Annotated in this window: 13 protein-coding genes and 1 pseudogene; 11 read left to right on the top strand and 3 right to left on the bottom strand. The window is 53.5% G+C overall.

What is annotated here, in order from left to right; translation table 11 throughout:
* Both ACR0JF_RS02495 and ACR0JF_RS02490 read left to right on the top strand, forming a co-directional pair.
* On the top strand, positions 1-2,373 hold the full coding sequence (locus ACR0JF_RS02495) for a trimethylamine N-oxide demethylase (protein ID WP_170660096.1): 2,373 nt from the start codon (positions 1-3) through the stop codon (positions 2,371-2,373).
* Positions 2,370-3,683 (top strand): NAD(P)/FAD-dependent oxidoreductase, encoded by a 1,314-nt coding sequence (locus tag ACR0JF_RS02490; protein ID WP_170660095.1) that lies wholly within the window; start codon positions 2,370-2,372, stop codon positions 3,681-3,683. The genes ACR0JF_RS02495 and ACR0JF_RS02490 overlap by 4 nt, the downstream gene beginning before the upstream one ends.
* On the opposite strand, the gene ACR0JF_RS02485 is transcribed toward ACR0JF_RS02490, so the two are convergent.
* Positions 3,680-4,846: a cytochrome P450 gene (locus tag ACR0JF_RS02485; protein WP_170660094.1), complete on the bottom strand. Its 1,167-nt coding sequence runs from the start codon at positions 4,844-4,846 to the stop codon at positions 3,680-3,682. The two genes, ACR0JF_RS02490 and ACR0JF_RS02485, sit on opposite strands and share 4 nt — an antisense overlap.
* Before the next feature lie 252 nt (positions 4,847-5,098).
* On the bottom strand, positions 5,099-6,475 hold the full coding sequence (locus ACR0JF_RS02480) for an ammonium transporter family protein (protein ID WP_170660295.1): 1,377 nt from the start codon (positions 6,473-6,475) through the stop codon (positions 5,099-5,101).
* Between the two features lie 647 nt (positions 6,476-7,122).
* Here ACR0JF_RS02480 and ACR0JF_RS02475 point away from each other — a divergent pair.
* Positions 7,123-7,692, top strand: a complete 570-nt coding sequence (locus ACR0JF_RS02475; RefSeq protein ID WP_480668873.1) for a hypothetical protein — start codon at positions 7,123-7,125, stop codon at positions 7,690-7,692.
* 56 nt (positions 7,693-7,748) lie between these two features.
* Positions 7,749-8,456: pseudogene (locus tag ACR0JF_RS02470) on the top strand (IS6 family transposase).
* 167 nt (positions 8,457-8,623) lie between these two features.
* Here the strand turns inward: ACR0JF_RS02470 and ACR0JF_RS02465 are convergent.
* Positions 8,624-9,265, bottom strand: coding sequence for a TetR family transcriptional regulator C-terminal domain-containing protein (locus tag ACR0JF_RS02465; protein WP_170660092.1), 642 nt, complete (start codon positions 9,263-9,265; stop codon positions 8,624-8,626).
* A 192-nt stretch (positions 9,266-9,457) separates the two neighbouring features.
* On the opposite strand from ACR0JF_RS02465, the gene ACR0JF_RS02460 reads away from it, so the two are divergent.
* From ACR0JF_RS02460 to ACR0JF_RS02430, 7 genes are all read left to right on the top strand, one after another.
* The gene (locus tag ACR0JF_RS02460) at positions 9,458-10,321 is read left to right on the top strand and encodes an ABC transporter permease (RefSeq protein ID WP_170660091.1); all 864 of its coding nucleotides are present in this window, start codon (positions 9,458-9,460) and stop codon (positions 10,319-10,321) included.
* Entirely contained in the window at positions 10,318-11,112 is a 795-nt protein-coding gene (locus ACR0JF_RS02455) for an ABC transporter permease (RefSeq protein WP_170660090.1), read from the top strand. The genes ACR0JF_RS02460 and ACR0JF_RS02455 overlap by 4 nt, the downstream gene beginning before the upstream one ends.
* Before the next feature lie 20 nt (positions 11,113-11,132).
* Positions 11,133-12,248: an ABC transporter ATP-binding protein gene (locus ACR0JF_RS02450; RefSeq protein ID WP_170660089.1), complete on the top strand. Its 1,116-nt coding sequence runs from the start codon at positions 11,133-11,135 to the stop codon at positions 12,246-12,248.
* The gene (locus ACR0JF_RS02445) at positions 12,245-13,300 is read left to right on the top strand and encodes an ABC transporter substrate-binding protein (protein WP_170565520.1); all 1,056 of its coding nucleotides are present in this window, start codon (positions 12,245-12,247) and stop codon (positions 13,298-13,300) included. The genes ACR0JF_RS02450 and ACR0JF_RS02445 overlap by 4 nt, the downstream gene beginning before the upstream one ends.
* 94 nt (positions 13,301-13,394) lie before the next feature.
* Positions 13,395-15,461, top strand: coding sequence for an oxidoreductase (locus tag ACR0JF_RS02440; RefSeq protein ID WP_170660088.1), 2,067 nt, complete (start codon positions 13,395-13,397; stop codon positions 15,459-15,461).
* Positions 15,462-15,469: 8 nt separating this feature from the next.
* On the top strand, positions 15,470-16,669 hold the full coding sequence (locus tag ACR0JF_RS02435) for an aromatic ring-hydroxylating dioxygenase subunit alpha (protein ID WP_170660087.1): 1,200 nt from the start codon (positions 15,470-15,472) through the stop codon (positions 16,667-16,669).
* Between the two features lie 25 nt (positions 16,670-16,694).
* A complete protein-coding gene (locus ACR0JF_RS02430) occupies positions 16,695-18,263 on the top strand; it encodes a trimethylamine methyltransferase family protein (RefSeq protein ID WP_170660086.1) in 1,569 nt (522 codons plus the stop codon).
* Positions 18,264-18,317: the final 54 nt, after the last annotated feature.

Below are 18,317 nucleotides of genomic sequence, written 5' to 3'. Positions count from 1 at the left end.
ATGAACAAGCCAGAGTTTATCGAGCATCCTTGGGAAAGACGTGGGATTGTCTCACCGGGTCTCCCGATATTGCCACATGGTGTTGAGCGACATCCTGTTCCAGGAGGCGGATCACGAGCGGTTCCGGTCTTTCGCGGCGACGAGATTAGCATCGTCGACAAAGAAGGTCTCCAGCAAGGAGAACTGGTGTTTTTTGCACCCGACCGAACTTCGGATGCGGCGATGCTTGGGGCCATCGGCAAGGGACGGCCCATCTCAACGATTGAAACGCTGGCAAATGGTTCACGCTCCGGTGCAAATGTGCTCAAAGCGCTCGCAGCATCAGGGTTCAACATTGAAACTGGGGATGCGGTAAGTGTTTTTTCCGAAGGATCAAAGCCCGGGGATACGACAAGCTTTACCGCGGAATGCGATGGTTTATTGATCTGCGCAGCTCCGGGCAAGCCGATGAGCCCAGAGGCCCAGAACGCAACGACCGAACTTGTCTTGTACATCCGCCGAGCCGACCCAAAACAGGCCAAAGAAACGGTCGGACCACCCGATCCGCTGGCCGATCCCTTGCAGGACCTTAACATCCAACCAGGGCACGCGTCGGCCTACGAAGTCAAAAAAGGTGAGTACATCCAAATTTTGGACGTGAAGGGCAGGGAATGTTCTGACTTTCAGGCCTTTTCGTTGCGGGCGCTCGACAACGGCCTTGAGCGCGAGATAGACCCGACTACAACCCGTAGCTTAATGGGAAGCCTCTACCCCAACCCGGGAATTTTCTCGAAATACTGGTCCGTTGATCAGGAGCCGCTGGTTGAGATCGTACAGGACACCTGCGGACGTCACGACACGTTTGGTCTCGCTTGTACCGCTCGCTACTATGAGGATCTCGGCTACCCAGGGCATATCAATTGCTCGGAAAACATGAACGCGGATCTGGCCAGATTCAACATTCGGCCGCGCGGAGGCTGGCCAGCGATCAATTTCTTCTTCAACACGATGCTCGACGATACAAACGCGATAGGGATGGACGATCCCTGGTCGCGGCCCGGCGATTTTGTGTTGCTCAGAGCATTGTCTGATCTGGTTTGCGTAAGCACCGCGTGCCCATGCGATGTCGATCCGGCAAATGGATGGAACCCGACGGATATCCAGGTCCGCACATACAGAGCCACCGAGGATTTCAAGAGATCCGTTGGCTATAGAAAATCTGCGGAGGCGGATGTGGAAGAGACAAAGAAAACCGCGTTCCATGAGTGCTTTGCACGCCACACCGAAGACTTCGTAGAATATAATGGTTACTGGCTTGCAAACACGATCCCCAAGCTTGGAAGCATTGCAGAGTATTGGGCAGTGCGTGAAAAAGCAGCTGTCATGGATCTGTCGCCACTGCGGAAATACGAAGTGACGGGGCCAGACGCAGAAGAGCTGATGCAGGCCGGCGTTACGCGGAACGTCAAGAAAATTAGTGTCGGGCAGGTCAGTTACACCGCCATGTGTTACGAGCACGGCGGGATGATTGACGATGGAACGATCTATCGTTTGGGGGACAACAATTTCCGTTGGATAGGGGGCAACGACACAAGTGGGTTGTGGCTCAAGGAACAGGCCGCCAAGCGGGGTCTGAACGCCTGGGTGCGGCCATCAACAGATCAGCTTCACAACATTGCTGTGCAGGGGCGCCATTCCCGGGACATACTTACGAAAGTCTTTTGGACGCCGCCAACCCAACCATCCGTAGAGGAACTGCCCTGGTTCCGCATGACAATCGCACGCATTGGCGACTACTCCGGAACTGCGGTTGTGATTTCCAGAACCGGTTATTCAGGTGAGTTGGGCTACGAAATTTTCTGCCATCCAAAGGATGCGGTCGAGGTGTTCGACGCTGTCTGGGAAGCCGGTCGGGAATATGATCTCGCGCCGTTGGGCCTGGCTGCGCTGGACATGATGCGGATCGAAGCAGGACTCATTTTCGCAGGAAGCGAATTTGACGACACGACTGACCCGTTTGAAGCCGGTATCGGCTTTACAGTGCCACTGAAGTCAAAGGAAGATGACTTTATTGGTCGCGCTGCATTGGAAGAGCGCAAAGCGCATCCGCACCGAAAACTTGTCGGATTTGAGATCGAAGGAGGGACGGTGCCCTCGCCCGGCGATTGCGTTCGGATTGGCAAGGCGCAAGTCGGCGAAATCACCTCTGCCGTTAAGTCGCCGGTACTTGGAAAGGTGATCGCACTTGGCCGAGTTGCAACTGCACATTCCGAGATCGGAACCGAAATCCAAATCGGCCAGCTTGACGGCCAGCAAAAGCGATTGAAGGCTCGTGTTGTAACGTTCCCTCATTTCGACCCCGAAAAAGAGCGGGTTAAAGGTAACTACGGTTGAACCTGTTCACACAGGATGCTGTTCCGGGGCGTCCTTATTGGTGGGATGGTGTAGCGTGGCCCTCTCCTGAAGGCAGGCTACCAAAGAAAACGGATGTTCTTGTAATTGGTGCCGGATACACTGGATTGTCTGCGGCCATTGCGGCGCATGATGCAGGCGCTCGGGTTTTGGTCATAGACAGCGGTCAGCCAGGACAGGGTGCTTCGACCCGAAACGGAGGTATGCTAGGAGCCCACCCGCGTGTCGGCTGGGACACGTTGGCAAAACGCTATGGCCCGCTGGTCGCTGACGCTCTGTTCTCGGAGGCTTCAGATGCGCTGAGGTGGGTCAAAGACCTGTTAAATAAAGAGCAAATTAGTTGTGACTACGAAGAATGCGGGCGCATTCAATTGGCCTACACTTCGGGCCAGTTCGCGGCGCAACAAAGGTTGGCTAAGCAGGTTTCGGAAAAAGGCGGTGGGCCGTGTATGATTCTGAGCCGCGATGAGTTGCCGAGCAATATAGTGACGCCGCTCTATAAGGGAGCGATCCTGTTCCCAACACACGGCGCGTTACATCCTGCGAAGTATCTGCTCGGTTTGTTGAGTGCTGCATCCCGCCGGGGCGTTCCTGTCCTTTCGAATTGCCCGGCGGTAGATATTCAAAAGGCAGGAGCAACTTGGCGGGTTTCAACACCGCAAGGGAGCATCTCCGTCGACAAAATTATCCTCGCAACCAATGGCTATACAGGTTGGCAGTTCAAATGGTTCAACCGTCGTGTCTTTCCAGTGCCGAGTTTTGTCATAGCAACAGAAGCGTTGGCGCCTGAGATATTGCAGGCGCTAGCACCCGGTCGCCGCATGTTGGTAGAAACAAGAAGACACCACTGCTACTTCCGGGTGTCCCCTGACGGATCCCGTTTTTTGTTTGGTGGTCGCGCAGCTTTGGTGGATATCGACCTTTCTACAGCCGCGCGCCGCCTGCACAGAAAAATGGTGGAGATATGGCCAAAACTACGGGAGGTTCGATTATCCCATGTATGGACCGGTAACACGGGTTTTTCCTTTGGCCAGTTACCACATGTCGGCGAGCGAAACGGTATTCACTATGCTATGGGATACTCCGGCGGCGGAACTGTTTTGGCCCCATGGCTAGGTCGCAAGGCAGCGCTACGCACCGTAGGTGCGCTAGACGGTGAAACGGCATTTTCGCAAACGACTCTTTCTTCGCGTTGGTTCCATCGTGGTGGTCGGCCTCATTTCTTGCGTCCAGTTGATCTGTGGTACCGTCACTGGTTAGATCGAAGTGAGGACAGAAACGCAAACCGCTAGTTCGCCCACTTGGGTAAGACGGACATCCGTTGCGGGCTGGTATTGCCGCTGTCAGGCAAAAAAACCGGTTCTTCCACAAGTTCAATAGTTTCCCAGTGACGCAACCAGACGTTCAGCGCCGCCATCATATCTGTTCTTGCGACCAAGTGTCCAAGACAATGGTGTGCGCCCCCTCCAAAACCAAAATGCGGCTTTCGGCGGACGCGAACATCGAATTGGCCATTGTGACCAGTTTTCGGGTCAGTCGCAGAAGCATGTACTAAAATGTGTACGGTTTCACCCGAACGAATTGTGACATCACCAATAGTGACATCCTCCAAGGCTTCGCGGGTCGCCCAAGTCGTTGTAGGGCGCATTCTGATTACCTCGTCGACGGCATCTGAAACCGCTTGCGGGTTGTTCCGTAGCCAGGCCCACTGCTCCGGATGTAGCGAGAACAGATGTGCAGCGAATGCCAATTGCGCGCGGGTGGTATCCACTCCACCAAAGATGGAAATCACGGTCAGATCAACTATTGCCTGACGATCTCCGTATTCTTCTGACATTAGGCGAGATACAAAACTGCCGCGCGGCGGTGCATCGATTAGTCTAATTGCCAGTTCCGTTAACCGATCTACCGATGTGTTGACATCTGTTTGGTAGCGGACTGCTTCCGGACCCATCGCAAGCCCAAGACACGTTGCATCTGCCGCAAGTCGTTCAGACATATGCATCGGTAGTCCCAGAAGCGCCGTTATAGCCTGTCCTGCGAACGGCTCGGTGAAGCGATCGATTATTTCAAAGGGACCCGATCCCCGTAAGGATTCACACAGTGCTTCAGCGATTTTAGTGAATGTGGGTTCCAGTGCGAGGATGTGTTCCTTTGCAAGCGCATTCTGAGCGATTTTCCGTAACGCGGCATGGTCGTCACCCTCCAGCGAGATGACACTGCGTTTCCAGAACTCTGCAAAACTGCCTTCAAGACCAACCGTTTCTGGCCAAGCATGGCTGCCTTGACGGAACCTACGGTCTCGCAAAATCACACCGGCTTCTCGGTGCCGAAGAACTGCATAGCCGAACGGCGTCTGAGCGCACCAAGATGCTTCACGCGCGGCATGTACTTCCGAAGACCTTGTGGAAAACCCCGGCTTCTTGAGGTCAAGAAAGGGAAGAGTTCGATCCATTGGTACCCAATCAGAAAGGGCCGCACATTTCGTGCGGCCCTCCGTTTAGCTAGGTTGCGTTTATTCCTTTAATCTTTTGTAGGCATCATGTTCGTGCCTTTGCCCGCTCCACAAGGCAAACAAGCAAATTAGAACCGCAAGTACGAACCAGAGCATCGGTGTGGAACCTCCAGCACCCATAAAGATCGGACCGTTCATTTCGTCCACGTTTGCTAGGCTAAATCCCATTACTTCGTCTCCCTATTATAGACATTACTCGGCAGGGTTGGCCGAAGGTGTAATACCTTCGGGGTACGCCTGCATTGGCACTTTCGTTAGGTCGAGGCCCGCTATCTCGGCCTCCTCAGTTACGCGCAGCATTCCCAATTTGTTGAGCACCCAACTGATGACGTACCCGGGCACGAAACCCACAAGGAAAAAGACCACGGCGCCGACTATTTGGCCAAGCAGCGAAACGGTCGCTACGTCGTCTCCTTGAATTGCAGGCAGTCCTGCACCCCAGATGCCAAACATGATGAGACCGAACAGGCCAATGGTGCCGTGAACGGTGACCGCTCCGACAGCGTCGTCGATGCCCCGGTTCTCCAGCCAAGTATAGCAAGGCTTGAGCAGAGCACCGCCAGCAAAGCCCATCACAAACGCCAGGGACGGGTCATATACATCCAAGCCTGAGGCGGTGGCGATGATGCCTGCGAGGGCGCCTGACATCATGAAGAAGGGGTCCCTAGCGATGGCCCATGCACCAATGATCCCGCCTGACATGCCCATCAAAATGTTGAATGCTAACGAGCTCAGTGTCATTGGCGTGCCGTAGATGGTGGTGGCTTTATCAGCATACCAACTCCAGGCTTCACCTGGAACGATTACGCAGGCCATCAAGAACCCCCAGAAGCCAACGATGATCAGCATCAGGCCTGTAACTGTGAATGGCATGTTGTGACCGCCGATATGGTTGGCCGTTCCATCCTTATTGAATTTTCCAATTCTCGGACCGAGGTTGATGAGCACACCAAGAGCAAAGAAACCTGCCACTGCGTGAACCAACCCTGCCGCGCCAAAGTCGTGTACACCCCATTGGGTGACCAACCAACCGTCTGCGTGCCAGCCCCAAGCCGCAGCGACAACCCACGCGAAAGAGCCCAGAACGACTGCAAGGATTACAAATCCCACGACTTGGATCCGTTCGATAACCGCGCCCGAGAAGATCGATGCTGTGGTTGCCGCGAACAAAGCGAATGCGCCCCAGAACACACCGGTTGACTGATCGTCCAGGTTGGGGCCAGCACTATCGGACCATGGCCAAGCGAACGACGCGTATGTGGCGCCGGAGATCCCCATGGCACCTTCGGAGAAAGTGATCCCGGTTGGGAAGCCCCAGTAGACCCACCACCCGAAGAAGTAGAAGGTGGGCATCATGAACGCAAAGGCGAGAATGTTTTTTATTCCCGAAGCAAGCACGTTTTTTTGGCGCGATGCGCCCATCTCATATGCCAAAAACCCGGCATGGATGATGACCATCAATGGTATCGTGAGGTAATAGTAGGTTTCTGCAAACATCGTGTTCGTTACAGAAGTCGATGCTTCCAGTTCCGCGACCTTGGCCGCCAGTTCTGCTAGTTGCTCTTCCATGTTCCCAACCTTGCTTGGTTCCCGACCGTGCTTGTTCACCGCAGACAAGTTTCAATAGTCTGCGACAAAATGCTACACTAAACCAATTTGAAACCAGAAGTAAAAAAATTAATCCAAAACTAAACCAAATAAAAGCGGGCAGAATGACGCTTGGGAACCGGTGACTGTAAATTCTATGACTACTGTGGCTCCTTGTGGCGTTGTGAATTCAAGTCTTGCTAACCCGATTGGGTCCATCTCCAAGCTACGACGTTCCCGAATTTTGTGATTTTTCAATCCGCGCTAGCAGTCAATTTTTCGGCACAAATTGGACATACCCGATGCCGTTCCTTCAGGCTAAATTGACTTCATGTTTTGAGTGCAACGTTGTCATTTGGAAGAACTCAGATAAAGCGATTGCGCGAACTAAAACTGTATCTTTGGGTCAACGATGGAAGAAATACTTCTTCAAATCAGCGCGTTAGAAAGAAGGCGGCTGGAAGGTGAACAGATGTTTCAGAGCATCCGAAAGTCTTTGCTCTTGAAAAGCTAGACATCTCAGTTGTGTGTGCCTCACCGAAGCCCGGAGAAATTAACGAAAAATTCAGTACGCAACGGAGATTGGGGCTCTCACGATACCTGACGTAGAGGAGCAGGTCGCTGAATTATTGGTTCAAGTAACTGCAATGGTTTCTGATTGTATTGAAATCCTGCTGGGTTCTCGAGGGATTTCCAGCGCGAAAGGAGACAGTGAGTTTCGAGAAATGAAACCAAGAAGTGTTGAGCTTTTGATGGCGCTCATAAACGACAGCACATGTGAGGAAAACAAAAAACTATCGGCAAATTCGGCATACCAGAAAGTGAAGGAAGGCGAGATTGCGCTGGAACAAAACCGGCCACCTGCCTTAAGAATTTTGCCCATTGACTTGGCGATTCAGGAAGTTGAGGTCCTAGTCTACGAAAACGCGGGGCTTTTGAGAAAGAGAGTCTCTGTGGTTGTGGAAAACGGGATTCTTAAATTCGGAAGTCTGGAGGTATCCAGCGTGGAGAATGTTAGTGGGGGGGCTTTGTATCGGTTTTCACTTGAAATAGGTTCAAAAAGACTGCCGGGAGATTTTCTCACGCTCATTGAAGGCGCTTTCGAGCTTGTTGATATCTCAACAGTTGCAGCCCGATATGAACTAGGATTCGAACTCGATGGTACACGTTACCGCTTTGGAGTCTTAGACGTTCATTAGGTCTTGTCAGAAGAACTTTGCTTGAGCGGGGTAGGGTGGTTGCGTAGCTTTTACCCATGACCAGGCCTGCCTCCTTCAAGTACTTCAAAACCAGCCCCGAGGTCATCCGCCTTGCGATGATGCTGTACATCCGTTTCCCGCTGTCGCTTCGGAATGTCGAAGACATGTTGCACGAGAGAGGCATCGATGTGAGTCACGAAACTGTCCGATATTGGTGGAACAGGTTTGGCCCGGTGTTTGCTTCTGAGATCCGAAGAAAGCGTCTTTAGCAATTGAGTGCATACTGCAAATGGAAATGGCATGTGGACGAGGTTTTCGTGAAGGTGAATGGCAAGCGGCATTATCTTTGGCGGGCCGTTGATCACGAAGGCGAGGTACTGGAAGCCGTTGTTACCAAACGCCGAAACAAAGCTGCAGCACTGAAATTCCTCAAGAAATTAATGAAGCGACACGGTAAGGCGGAAGCCGTCGTCACGGATCGCTTCGCATCGTATCGGGCCGCTTTCAGAGAGCTTGGTGCTACCAAAAAACAGCAGACGGGCAGGTGGCTCAACAACCGCGTTGAGAATTCGCACCTGCCTTTCCGACGAAGAGAACGCGCGATGCAGCGTTTCAGGCGCATGCGAAGTTTACAGAAATTCGCTTCCTTCCACTCGTCCGTCTACAACCACTTCAATCAGGAAAGATCGCTAGCCAGCCGAGACACCTTCAAATTGACACGCAGCGCCGCTCTTAGCGAGTGGCGTCAACTTTGTTCCGGATAGGTACGCGGTTTTCGCAGCAAACCGAGACTGGTTCTGAATTTTTCTGACAGCACTTGGCAACTTCTTCAATTGTACTTTTTGCGTCCAATGTGCGCTTACATCATGTTGACTGGAAGATGGGTATTGTCCACTTCTAAAGCAGCCAGATAGAAAACCTATCTCAAGCTCTACTCAAACAACAAAGCGCCGCTTAGGTCAAAATGCTTCGGGAACATTGCCCGCAGGAATCGAAAAACGATTCTCATTGCTTCGTCGCGGTCAAATGAATCCGGGTGGAGTAGGTAATCGGTCCACATGCCTTCCAGCATTGCGAGTGTGCCGTGTGTAGCGTCCCTAGCAACTTGATTAGGGCGTTCGGTCCCGGCTTCTTTCGCAATTCGAGCGAAAGCGTTGAAAACTAGGTTCCGAAGCTTAGCGTCGCGGGTATCTGAAAACGCAGCGATTGCTGTTCTATTTCGGGCCTCGCCTCGAAACGCGTACCAAATGGAAACGTTTTTCTTATTGAGAATGGTTTCACTTAAGTCGCCCCGAACAATCATCTCAATATGTTCCTGTCCGGTTTGCCCGGTCGTTTCCAACAAGTCATAAATTCCGTTGTAGTATTGTTCGGAGGAGTAGCGGGCGGCTTCGTCAACCAAGTTGTCCTTGCCGCCGAAATGAAGATGAATCATGCCACGGGACAACTCGGCGCGTTGAATGATTTCACTAACGGAGGTTTCGGAAATCCCTTTTTCTGCGACCGAGTCGAGTACTGCCTCGATCAGGGAAAGGCGGTTTCGCTCGCGTATTTCTTGTCGTCTTCCAGTCATTGGATCAGGCGGCTCTGTTTGTTTTCAGTCTCTTGCGGTGCCTTCTAACGGCCAGTGTGAAATTGGCCATCCCCGGTTGCGAATTTATCAGTTGACACAACTAGTCCAAAAATTCCAGATTTAAATGGACGATTGTCCATTTTGTGATCGACATGGTCGCGCCACCAAAAAAGCAAAGTTCAGCAGGGAAGCATGGCCGGAGTACTACGAAGTGAAACGGGCAAGGGCCTCGCACTGAGCGCACCTGCGACGCTCTACGTCGGTCTGCTTGTCGCCGTGCCGCTTTGCATTCTCGTCGCATACAGTTTTTGGACCCAGAACTATGTCGAGATCGACCGGACCTTGACTTGGGCAAACTACCAAGAGGCGTTTACCGACCCATTGGTTCGACACCTAATGTTCCGTTCGGTCGCAATTGCAGGCGCGGTGACATTGGCGACGGTCGGCTTGGCCTATCCGATTGCCTACTTCATCGCGTTTCGGACGCAGAAAAAAACCCTCTGGCTATTGCTGATTACCATCCCGTTTTGGAGCAGCTACCTGCTGCGGGTGTTCAGCTGGAAATTGATCCTTGGCTTCAATGGGGTGATGAACTCAGCATTGATTTCGCTGGGGCTGATACAGGAGCCGCTTACATTCCTGCTCTACAATGAATTCGCTGTTGTCCTTACACTTGCACATGCCTGGGCGCCGTTTGCGATCCTGCCGATTTATGTGTCGCTGCAAAAGATCGACCGCAGCCTCTTGGAGGCCGCAACCGATTTAGGGTGCAGCAAGTTGGAACGGTTTGTGCGCGTAACTTTGCCCCTGACGGTGCCAGGGATCATCGCCGCTTGCTTGATCATTTTCATCCCCACGGTTGGCGACTATGTCACGCCAGCCTTGGTCGGCGGTTCGCAGGGAAAAATGGTGGCCAATTTGATCCAGGTTCAGTTTGGCGCGGCCAATAATTGGCCATTGGGTGCAACCCTGTCTCTGCTTGCCATGCTTTCGGTCGGTTGCGTCGCAATCCTGTTTGTGGTGGTCGTCACCGCACTGGGGCGGAGGATCAGATGACCAAGGCTATTCGTATCCCATGGTTGCTTGTTTACGCGATCGCCTATCTGGTGTTTTTGTACCTGCCAGTTCTGCTCTTGCCGCTGTTTTCATTTAATGACGGAACCATCGTGGCTTTCCCGCTAAAGGGGTTCACGTTGAAGTGGTACGCGCAGTTAGGTCAGCAAGACACGTTGCTGCAGGCGATGGTCAATTCGCTGATCGTCGGCAGTGTGACTGCCTTGATGGCGACGTCTCTGGGCCTGTTCGCCGCGCGCGCCTATGTCCGGTACCGTTTCAAAGGACGGGAATTCTCCGAAGGTCTGGTCATGCTCCCGCTGGTCGTGCCCGGTATCATTGTCGCCAGTTCGATGCTGGTACTGTTCATCAGCGTCGGGTTGAAACCTTCACTGACAACCGTGATTCTTGGGCATGTGTTCGTGGCTTTGCCCTTTTCCGTATCGATCATGAAATCGGCCTTTGACGACTTCGACCAGTCGTTGGAAGAGGCTGCCTTCGATCTCGGCGAAAGCGTTGTGGGAACCTTTCGGCGTGTCACTCTGCCTATTGTTGCGCCCGGCATCATCGCCAGCATGCTGGTGACATTCACCGTGTCGTTTGATGAATTTGTCCTGGCCTTTTTCCTATCCGGGAACAGCCCGACATTGCCGGTCTATATCTGGAGCCAGATCCGCTTCCCGGCAAAATTGCCCAACACGTTGGCCCTAGGATCGCTGCTTTTGCTGTCCTCGGTGCTGCTGTTGTTGATCGCCGAATATTTCCGCCGCCGTTCCATCCAATCGTCAGATTGAAGCCAAAGGAAACGAATAAGATGAGCGAACAGAACATCATCGAAATTCAGGGCGTCGAAAAACGCTTTGGTTCCTTTGTGGCTGTGTCCGATCTGAACCTGACCTTGAAAGAGGGTGAGTTCTTTTCGCTGCTTGGCCCTTCGGGCTGCGGCAAGACGACGGCTTTGCGCATCATCGCGGGTTTTCAAGATCACGAAGAAGGCGAGATCCGGATCGATGGTCGAACGATGGGAGAGGTGCCTGCCAACAAGCGTCCCACCAATATGGTGTTCCAAAGTTATGCGATCTTTCCGCACCTGAATGTCGGCGACAATGTTGGCTTCGGATTACGCAAGACCAAGCTTTCGCGGAAGGAAATTAAAGAACGCGTTGCCGAGGCGCTTGAGATGGTTGAACTGGGCGGCCTGCAGGACCGTAAGGCCAACGAGTTGTCGGGAGGTCAGCGGCAACGAGTAGCGCTCGCCCGCGCGCTCGTCATGCGACCCAAGGTTTTACTGCTAGATGAGCCTTTATCTGCGTTGGACAAAAATCTGCGCGAAGCGATGCAATTGGAAATGCGCCGTCTTCAGCAGAAGCTTGGAATAACTTTTGTAATGGTCACGCATGACCAATACGAGGCGATGACTATGTCCGACCGTATAGGCGTCATGTTTGCGGGGCAGCTCAAGCAGGTGGATAAGCCAGAGGTCCTGTATTCCCAGCCTTGCAACCGTGAAGTGGCCTCTTTCATCGGCGGAATGAACTTTCTGGATGCCGAGGTGACAGCTGAGAACTCTGAATCGCTGGAGGTTAATGTTCAAGGATTTGGGCAGATGACAATCGGGGTGAACCCCAACGTTCAGGTGCACGATAAGGAGCTTCTGGTCGGCGTTCGGCCCGAACAATTGGAGATCAGCGCAGAAAAACCGGAAGGCTACGACGCCTATGTTCAAGGCTTGGTAACGGACGTCGCCTTCTATGGTGAGAGCGTCCATTATTATGTGCGCATCGACGGATTGCCCGAAAGCATCGCCGTCGCAGTACCAAACTACTTTCACACGGTCGATCACACGCGCGGCGATACCGTCTGGCTTGGCGTTCAAAGCGCCTCGGTGATTGACTTGGGTAAACGTGAATCTTTGGGAGGAGACAAATGAATAAAACAGCATCACTTATGGCAGCAGTAGTTGCCACCTTTGCCGCCAGCCAAACTCTGGCGAACGCCGCTGATCTGACCGTTTTTGACTGGTCCGGATATGAGGATCAGGGCTTTTACGGCGACTATGTCGAAAAATACGGCGGCGCGCCTAGCTACACCTATTTTGGCAGCGTGGAAGAAGCGTTCACAAAGCTTCAGTCCGGTTTTGAAGCTGATTTGGCCCATCCCTGCACGGATGCCCTGAGAAAGTGGGTAGCGGCAGACATGATCAAGCCGATTGACACCAGCAAGCTGGAAAACTGGGACAAGCTGATGCCCAAGATCAAAGAGGTCGATGGCATCACCATTGATGGGCAGACCTACATGGTTCCGTTCGAATGGGGCAATACTGGTCTTATCTATCGAACAGATATGATTTCGGCAGATGACGTTTCGCTGCAATTGCTTGCCGATCCTGCATATCAGGGCAAAGTCGCCATTCCGGACGCCGCTTCCAGTGCCTTTGCAATGGCGGCATTGGCAACCGGCGCCTCCAGCTATACCGATATGAGTGACGAGGAATTCCAAAAAGCGGCGGACTACCTGCGCGCGATTCATCCGAACGTGCGCTTTTATTGGTCTGACGCCGGCCAACTGGATCAGGCAATTGCCAGCGGTGAGGTCACGCTGGGTTGGGGATGGAACCAATCGGAACTGAACCTGATCTGGAACGAAACGCCAGCGGTCATGATGCGTGATGTAGACAAAGGTATCGCGACTTGGGTCTGCGGCTATGTGCATCTGAAATCTGCCAAGCAGTCGGATGAGCAAGTCTATGACATGCTGAACGCGCTCAGCTCTGCGGCAAGCGGTAAATACATCATTGAAAGCTGGGGTTATGCCCACGCCAATGAAGACGCTTTTGCACAGGCAGACCCGGAGCTGATCGAAACCTACGGGTTTTCGGATGTGGACAGCTTCTTTGAAGGCAGCCTGTTCTTTGACGCTGTTAACCCCGAGCTGGAGGCCAAGATGTTGAAGGAATTCGAGCGCATTAAAGCTGGCTTCTAAGGGCACTCTTACAACACACCCGGGAATGGTGGGGAGGTAGAAATCCTTCCATTCCCACGAACCAATTTCCAATTTCCTTGGAGGAAGCGCGGCAATGTCAGGCGCTGACGAGTATTCTGTTCTCTTCGAACCGGTCAAGATCGGGCCAGTAACGGCTCGAAACCGGTTCTACCAGGTGCCCCACTGCAATGGTTTGGGTCATTTGCGACCTCAGGCCGAAGCTGCCATGCGGGCGATGAAAGCCGAGGGCGGTTGGGCAGTGGTGTCTACTCAGGAGGCCGAGATTCATCCGACTTCGGATTTGTCTCCTTATTCTGAAAACCGAATTTGGGACGATCAGGATATTCCCGCACTGCGTCTGATAACCAACTCAATTCATGAGAAGGGCTCGCTCGCGGCAATCCAATTGGCGCATAACGGGCACCATGCCCAAAACCACCTGACCCGCGCGCCTCTGCTGGCCCCATCAGAACTTGTCTTGCAGACTCCATACCCGAAACAGGCAAGGGCAATGGACAAGGCTGACATTCGAGAATTTCGCAAGTGGCATCGCGCGGCGGCTCGTCGTTCGCGCGAAGCCGGGTTCGACATTGTGTATGTCTATGCGGGGCATCACATGACATTGCCTCATCATTTTCTGCTGCCACAGTTCAATGATCGGACGGATGAATATGGAGGTTCGTTGGAGAACCGGGTGCGACTTACCCGCGAGCTTCTGGAAGAAACCAAGGAAGAGGTCGGAGATGATTGCGCCATTGCCCTTCGGTTCGCGGTTGATGAAATGCTCGGGTCAGAGGGGATGCAAGCGCAGGAAGAAGGCCGTGCAGTAGTCGAATTGCTGGCCGAGCTTCCAGACCTTTGGGATGTTAATGTGGCGGATTGGAGCAACGACTCTGCTACGACCCGGTTCGAGCCCCGCGACGGCTTTCAGACCTCATATATCGAGTTCGTGAAACAGGTGACTTCTAAGCCTGTTGTGGGCGTCGGGCGCCTTACGTCGCCGGACTTGATGGCGTCACTGGTCAGGAAGGGCATCCTTGATTTTATCGGCGCGGCGCGACCATCCATCGCCGATCCGTTTCTGCCCAACAAAATTAGGGAAGATCGCATCGAAGAAATACGTGAGTGTATCGGTTGCAATATCTGTGTTTCATCCGACTCTCTCGGCGTCCCAATACGCTGCACTCAAAACCCGACTATGGGTGAAGAGTGGCGGAGGAAATGGCATCCTGAGATCATTGAGCGTCGGGTAAACGAGGAAGCTGCGCTTGTTGTCGGCAGCGGACCAGCCGGACTTGAATGCGCCATGCAATTGGCGCGGCGGGGCTACGAGGTAACTCTGGCGGAAGCAAAGCAAGAGTTCGGCGGCCGTGTGATGCAGGAAGCTGCCCTGACCGGGCTATCCGCTTGGAAGCGCGTGACAGATCACAGAATCTACGACCTGCAACAACGCGGGAACGTTCAACTGTTCACCGACAGCCGTTTGTCAGCAAGTGAGGTCATCGAGTTGGGTATACCGAACGTCTTTGTTGCAACCGGCGCAAAATGGCGGCGAGACGGGCGCGGGAAATCTGCATTTCACGGTGTATCAATCGGTTTAGGTTCTCAGATTTTCACTCCGGATGACATTGTGGCCGGAGTCATGCCGCAGGACGGCCCGATTGTGGTCTACGATGATGATCAAGCCTATCTCGGTGGAGTCTTGGCTGATCATTTGGCTCAGGTTGGGCGAGAGGTTGTCTTTGTAACGCCGGCCTCAATAGTTTCGCCGTTTACCGAATTGACGTTGGAGCAGACTAAAGTGCAACGCAGTCTGTTGGAAAAAGGCGTTCGTCTGAACCTGTCCCAGACCTTGGCCGGTATCGCGCCCGGCCAGGCGACATTGCAGTGCGTCTACACGGGGCGAGAGAACTCCATTGAATGCAGCTCTGTGGTACTGGTGACGCAGCGAATGCGAGAAACCACTCTTTACGACGAGCTTTGCGGTTTGACGGCAAGTCCGCTGAAAACGTTGGAATTAATCGGAGATGCCGCAAACCCCGGCTTGATCGCGGATGCTGTATATTCGGGTCACATGGCTGCCCGGAATTTCGAACGTAACGCGGACGACATCGACCGTGAATTCTTCCGCCGGGAAGTCATTTCCCTTGAGTCTGCATGAGGTGCGCAATGCCAAAAGATGACCTGCAAGTAATGCGCGATTTGATGGACGCGCAACAGGAAGGGTTCGCCCTGCCTCGTCACTTCTATACGTCTCAAGCAGTATACGAGAACGATATCGGCGCGTTCTGGAACCGTAACTGGATCTGGGTCGGCCATGTTAGTCAGGTCGCAGAACCGGGGGACTTTTTCCTGTTCGACTATGGGCCCGAGTCCATCATCATCGTTCGGGATCGCGAAGGTGAGGTGCGCGCGCATCTGAACGTTTGCCGCCACCGGGGATCGCGGGTTTGCATTGAACGGAAAGGCAAGGCACGCAATTTCATCTGCCCCTATCATGCGTGGACTTTTGATCTGAACGGCAAGCTACGAAACGGGCGTTCAATGGGGTCGAATTTCGACCCGGGCCAATACGGATTGCTCCCGGTTCAGGTGAAGATATTCCAAGGTCTGATTTTTGTCTGCGCAGATGAAGACGCCCCGCCGCTAGATGCTGCGTTGGTGCAATTGGCCCCACTGTCAAAACCGTTCGAATTTGAAAACCTGAAGGTCGCTCATGAAGCCTCATACCCAGTTCCAGCAAATTGGAAACTGGCTTTGGAGAATTACCTGGAATGCTACCACTGCGCGCCGTCTCATCAGGACTATTCGCGCAGCCATTCGTTGAAAGACCCCGCTCAGGTTCTGGAGTTCAGCGGCGCACTTCATGAGCGGATGAAAGAAGCCGGAGTGCCCGTTGAGGAGCTGGACCTGACCGGAGATAACGCGCTCGCCCCGGGTGCAGATGTCTATTGGCGCCGCTACCCGCTGTTTCCCGGCTATTTGACCGGTAGTAAGGATGGCGCTTCGCTGGCGCCGCCTTTGGGCGAACTGAAAGGTCACGATGGCGGTGCCACCGATCTGGGGATCGGGACGCTGAACTACTTCCTTGTTTATGCAGATCACGTGGTTGGCTACCGGTTCGTCCCACGCGCGCTGCAGGAAACGGATATTCAGATCGTCTGGTATGTGCGCGGCGATGCTGAAGAAGGTCGGGACTATAACAAGGATGCCATTACATGGCTCTGGCATGTCACGTCGCTCGATGATGAGCGGATCATCCGTCACAACCAGGAGGGCGTGAACTCCCACCGCTTCGTGCCGGGACCGCTGTCCGAGATGGAATGGAGCATTCCGGGTTTCTATCGCAATTACTTCAGCATGATCTGACACGCTCAGAATTCGGAGAAATACTATGACAGAGTTAACGCAGCGCAGATCACGACGGCGCGGTGGTGGGCGTGAAGCACGTGCAGCAGTGCGGACCAGCAATGTCGCTTCCCAAGCAATCTGGCCGGGCATTTCGGGTGGACGATACAGGCCTCTTTCAGACGCGGACATGTCGCGTATTCATGAAGCCGCCCTTGGCATTCTGGAGCGTACGGGTGTCGGTGATCCAACGCAGGAAGTTCTTGATCTAGCGCTACCCAAAGGGGCAACGGTGAACGAGTATGGTAGGCTGTGCTTTCCTCGCGCGTTGATGGAAGACATTTTGGCTAAGGCGGCCAGCGAGTTTTATGTCCATGCACGCGGATCGCGGGCCGGTAAGGATGACATGCACTGCACCAAAGACAAGGTGTACTATGCGAACTCCGGCACCGCTGTGACAACGTTTGATGCGGAAACACGCAGTTACCGGCCGTCGACGCTCAAGGACATTTACGACTTTACCCGATTGGTTGACCGGCTCGACAACATCCACATGACAGGTGATACGGTTCTGGCAACGGATGTGCCGCAGGACTACGAGCATGACATGAGCATGCTCTACGCCATTCTGGCGGGTAGCGAAAAACCATCTTGCCTGACGTTCCGCACTCGAGAGCACATTCAGGACGCGATTCATCTGTTCGATCTGGCATCAGGCGGGGAGGGTAAATTCCTCGAGAAACCCTCAGTCATTTTTGGCGGTTGTCCCATAGTATCCCCGCTCCGGTTTGGGCGGGAAAACTTGGAGATCCTGATTGATACAGCGAAGATGGGGCTTGTCTGCGATTTAGCTGTTCCGCCACAGGCTGGGGCGACGTCGCCTGCGCCTCTGGCCGGGACTTTGGCGCAAGCCGTAGCCGAGACCCTATCTTGCGTCGCAATTGCCAACCTGATTAACCCGGGCACCCCCGTCGTCTTTGCAGCTTGGCCGTTTATTACTGACCTGCGAACTGGTTCATTTACGGGTGGCAGTGGTGAGCAAGCATTGATATCCGCGGCGGCTATCCAAATGGGCAATTTCTACAACCTGCCGACCAGCGTTGGTTGCGGCATGACGGATTCCAAGATTCCTGACGCACAATATGGTCTGGAAAAGGCGTTGACTTTCGCATTAGCGGCTCATGCTGGGGCCAACAGGCTCTGCGAATTTGGCGGTATGCTCGGCAGCCTGATGGGTTGCAGCTTTGAGTCCATGGTCATCGACAACGAGGCCGCGGGTATGATCTCACGAACCCTGCGTGGTATCGAGGTGAGCGACGACACTCTGTCGGTTGACGTCATCCACGAATGTGCAATTGATCCCGGTCATTTCCTCGGCAACACGCAGACCTTGCAATACATGGAGACTGAGTATGTCTATCCAACCCTGATGGATCGGGAGCTAACCGATACTTGGCAAAAAGCCGGTCGTCAGGATATGTTTGAACGGAGCCGGTCAGTCGTGAACGACATTCTATCCAATCACTATCCAAACTATTTTGGCAGCAAGGCGGATGCGGAGGTTCGGTCCAAGTTCCCGATCAAATTGCCACCAGAGGTGATGCGGGCAGGTTAAACGCAGCGCACTTAAGCGAAGGCATAGCAACCATGAAAATCGCGATGGCGCGCC

The organism is Ruegeria sp. BG11 (assembly GCF_056538565.1).
Note: the sequence above shows the minus strand (reverse complement) of the source record. Positions and strands in the feature narration are given on the sequence as shown.

What these genes read in the sequence shown, in the direction of transcription:
- ACR0JF_RS02495 (WP_170660096.1), top strand. Translation starts at nt 1, where the DNA reads ATGAACAAGCCAGAGTTTATCGAGCATCCTTGGGAAAGACGTGGGATT.
- ACR0JF_RS02485 (WP_170660094.1), bottom strand. Translation starts at nt 4,846, where the DNA reads ATGGATCGAACTCTTCCCTTTCTTGACCTCAAGAAGCCGGGGTTTTCC.
- ACR0JF_RS02480 (WP_170660295.1), bottom strand. Translation starts at nt 6,475, where the DNA reads ATGGAAGAGCAACTAGCAGAACTGGCGGCCAAGGTCGCGGAACTGGAA.
- ACR0JF_RS02465 (WP_170660092.1), bottom strand. Translation starts at nt 9,265, where the DNA reads ATGACTGGAAGACGACAAGAAATACGCGAGCGAAACCGCCTTTCCCTG.
- ACR0JF_RS02460 (WP_170660091.1), top strand. Translation starts at nt 9,458, where the DNA reads ATGGCCGGAGTACTACGAAGTGAAACGGGCAAGGGCCTCGCACTGAGC.
- ACR0JF_RS02455 (WP_170660090.1), top strand. Translation starts at nt 10,318, where the DNA reads ATGACCAAGGCTATTCGTATCCCATGGTTGCTTGTTTACGCGATCGCC.
- ACR0JF_RS02450 (WP_170660089.1), top strand. Translation starts at nt 11,133, where the DNA reads ATGAGCGAACAGAACATCATCGAAATTCAGGGCGTCGAAAAACGCTTT.
- ACR0JF_RS02445 (WP_170565520.1), top strand. Translation starts at nt 12,245, where the DNA reads ATGAATAAAACAGCATCACTTATGGCAGCAGTAGTTGCCACCTTTGCC.
- ACR0JF_RS02440 (WP_170660088.1), top strand. Translation starts at nt 13,395, where the DNA reads ATGTCAGGCGCTGACGAGTATTCTGTTCTCTTCGAACCGGTCAAGATC.
- ACR0JF_RS02435 (WP_170660087.1), top strand. Translation starts at nt 15,470, where the DNA reads ATGCCAAAAGATGACCTGCAAGTAATGCGCGATTTGATGGACGCGCAA.
- ACR0JF_RS02430 (WP_170660086.1), top strand. Translation starts at nt 16,695, where the DNA reads ATGACAGAGTTAACGCAGCGCAGATCACGACGGCGCGGTGGTGGGCGT.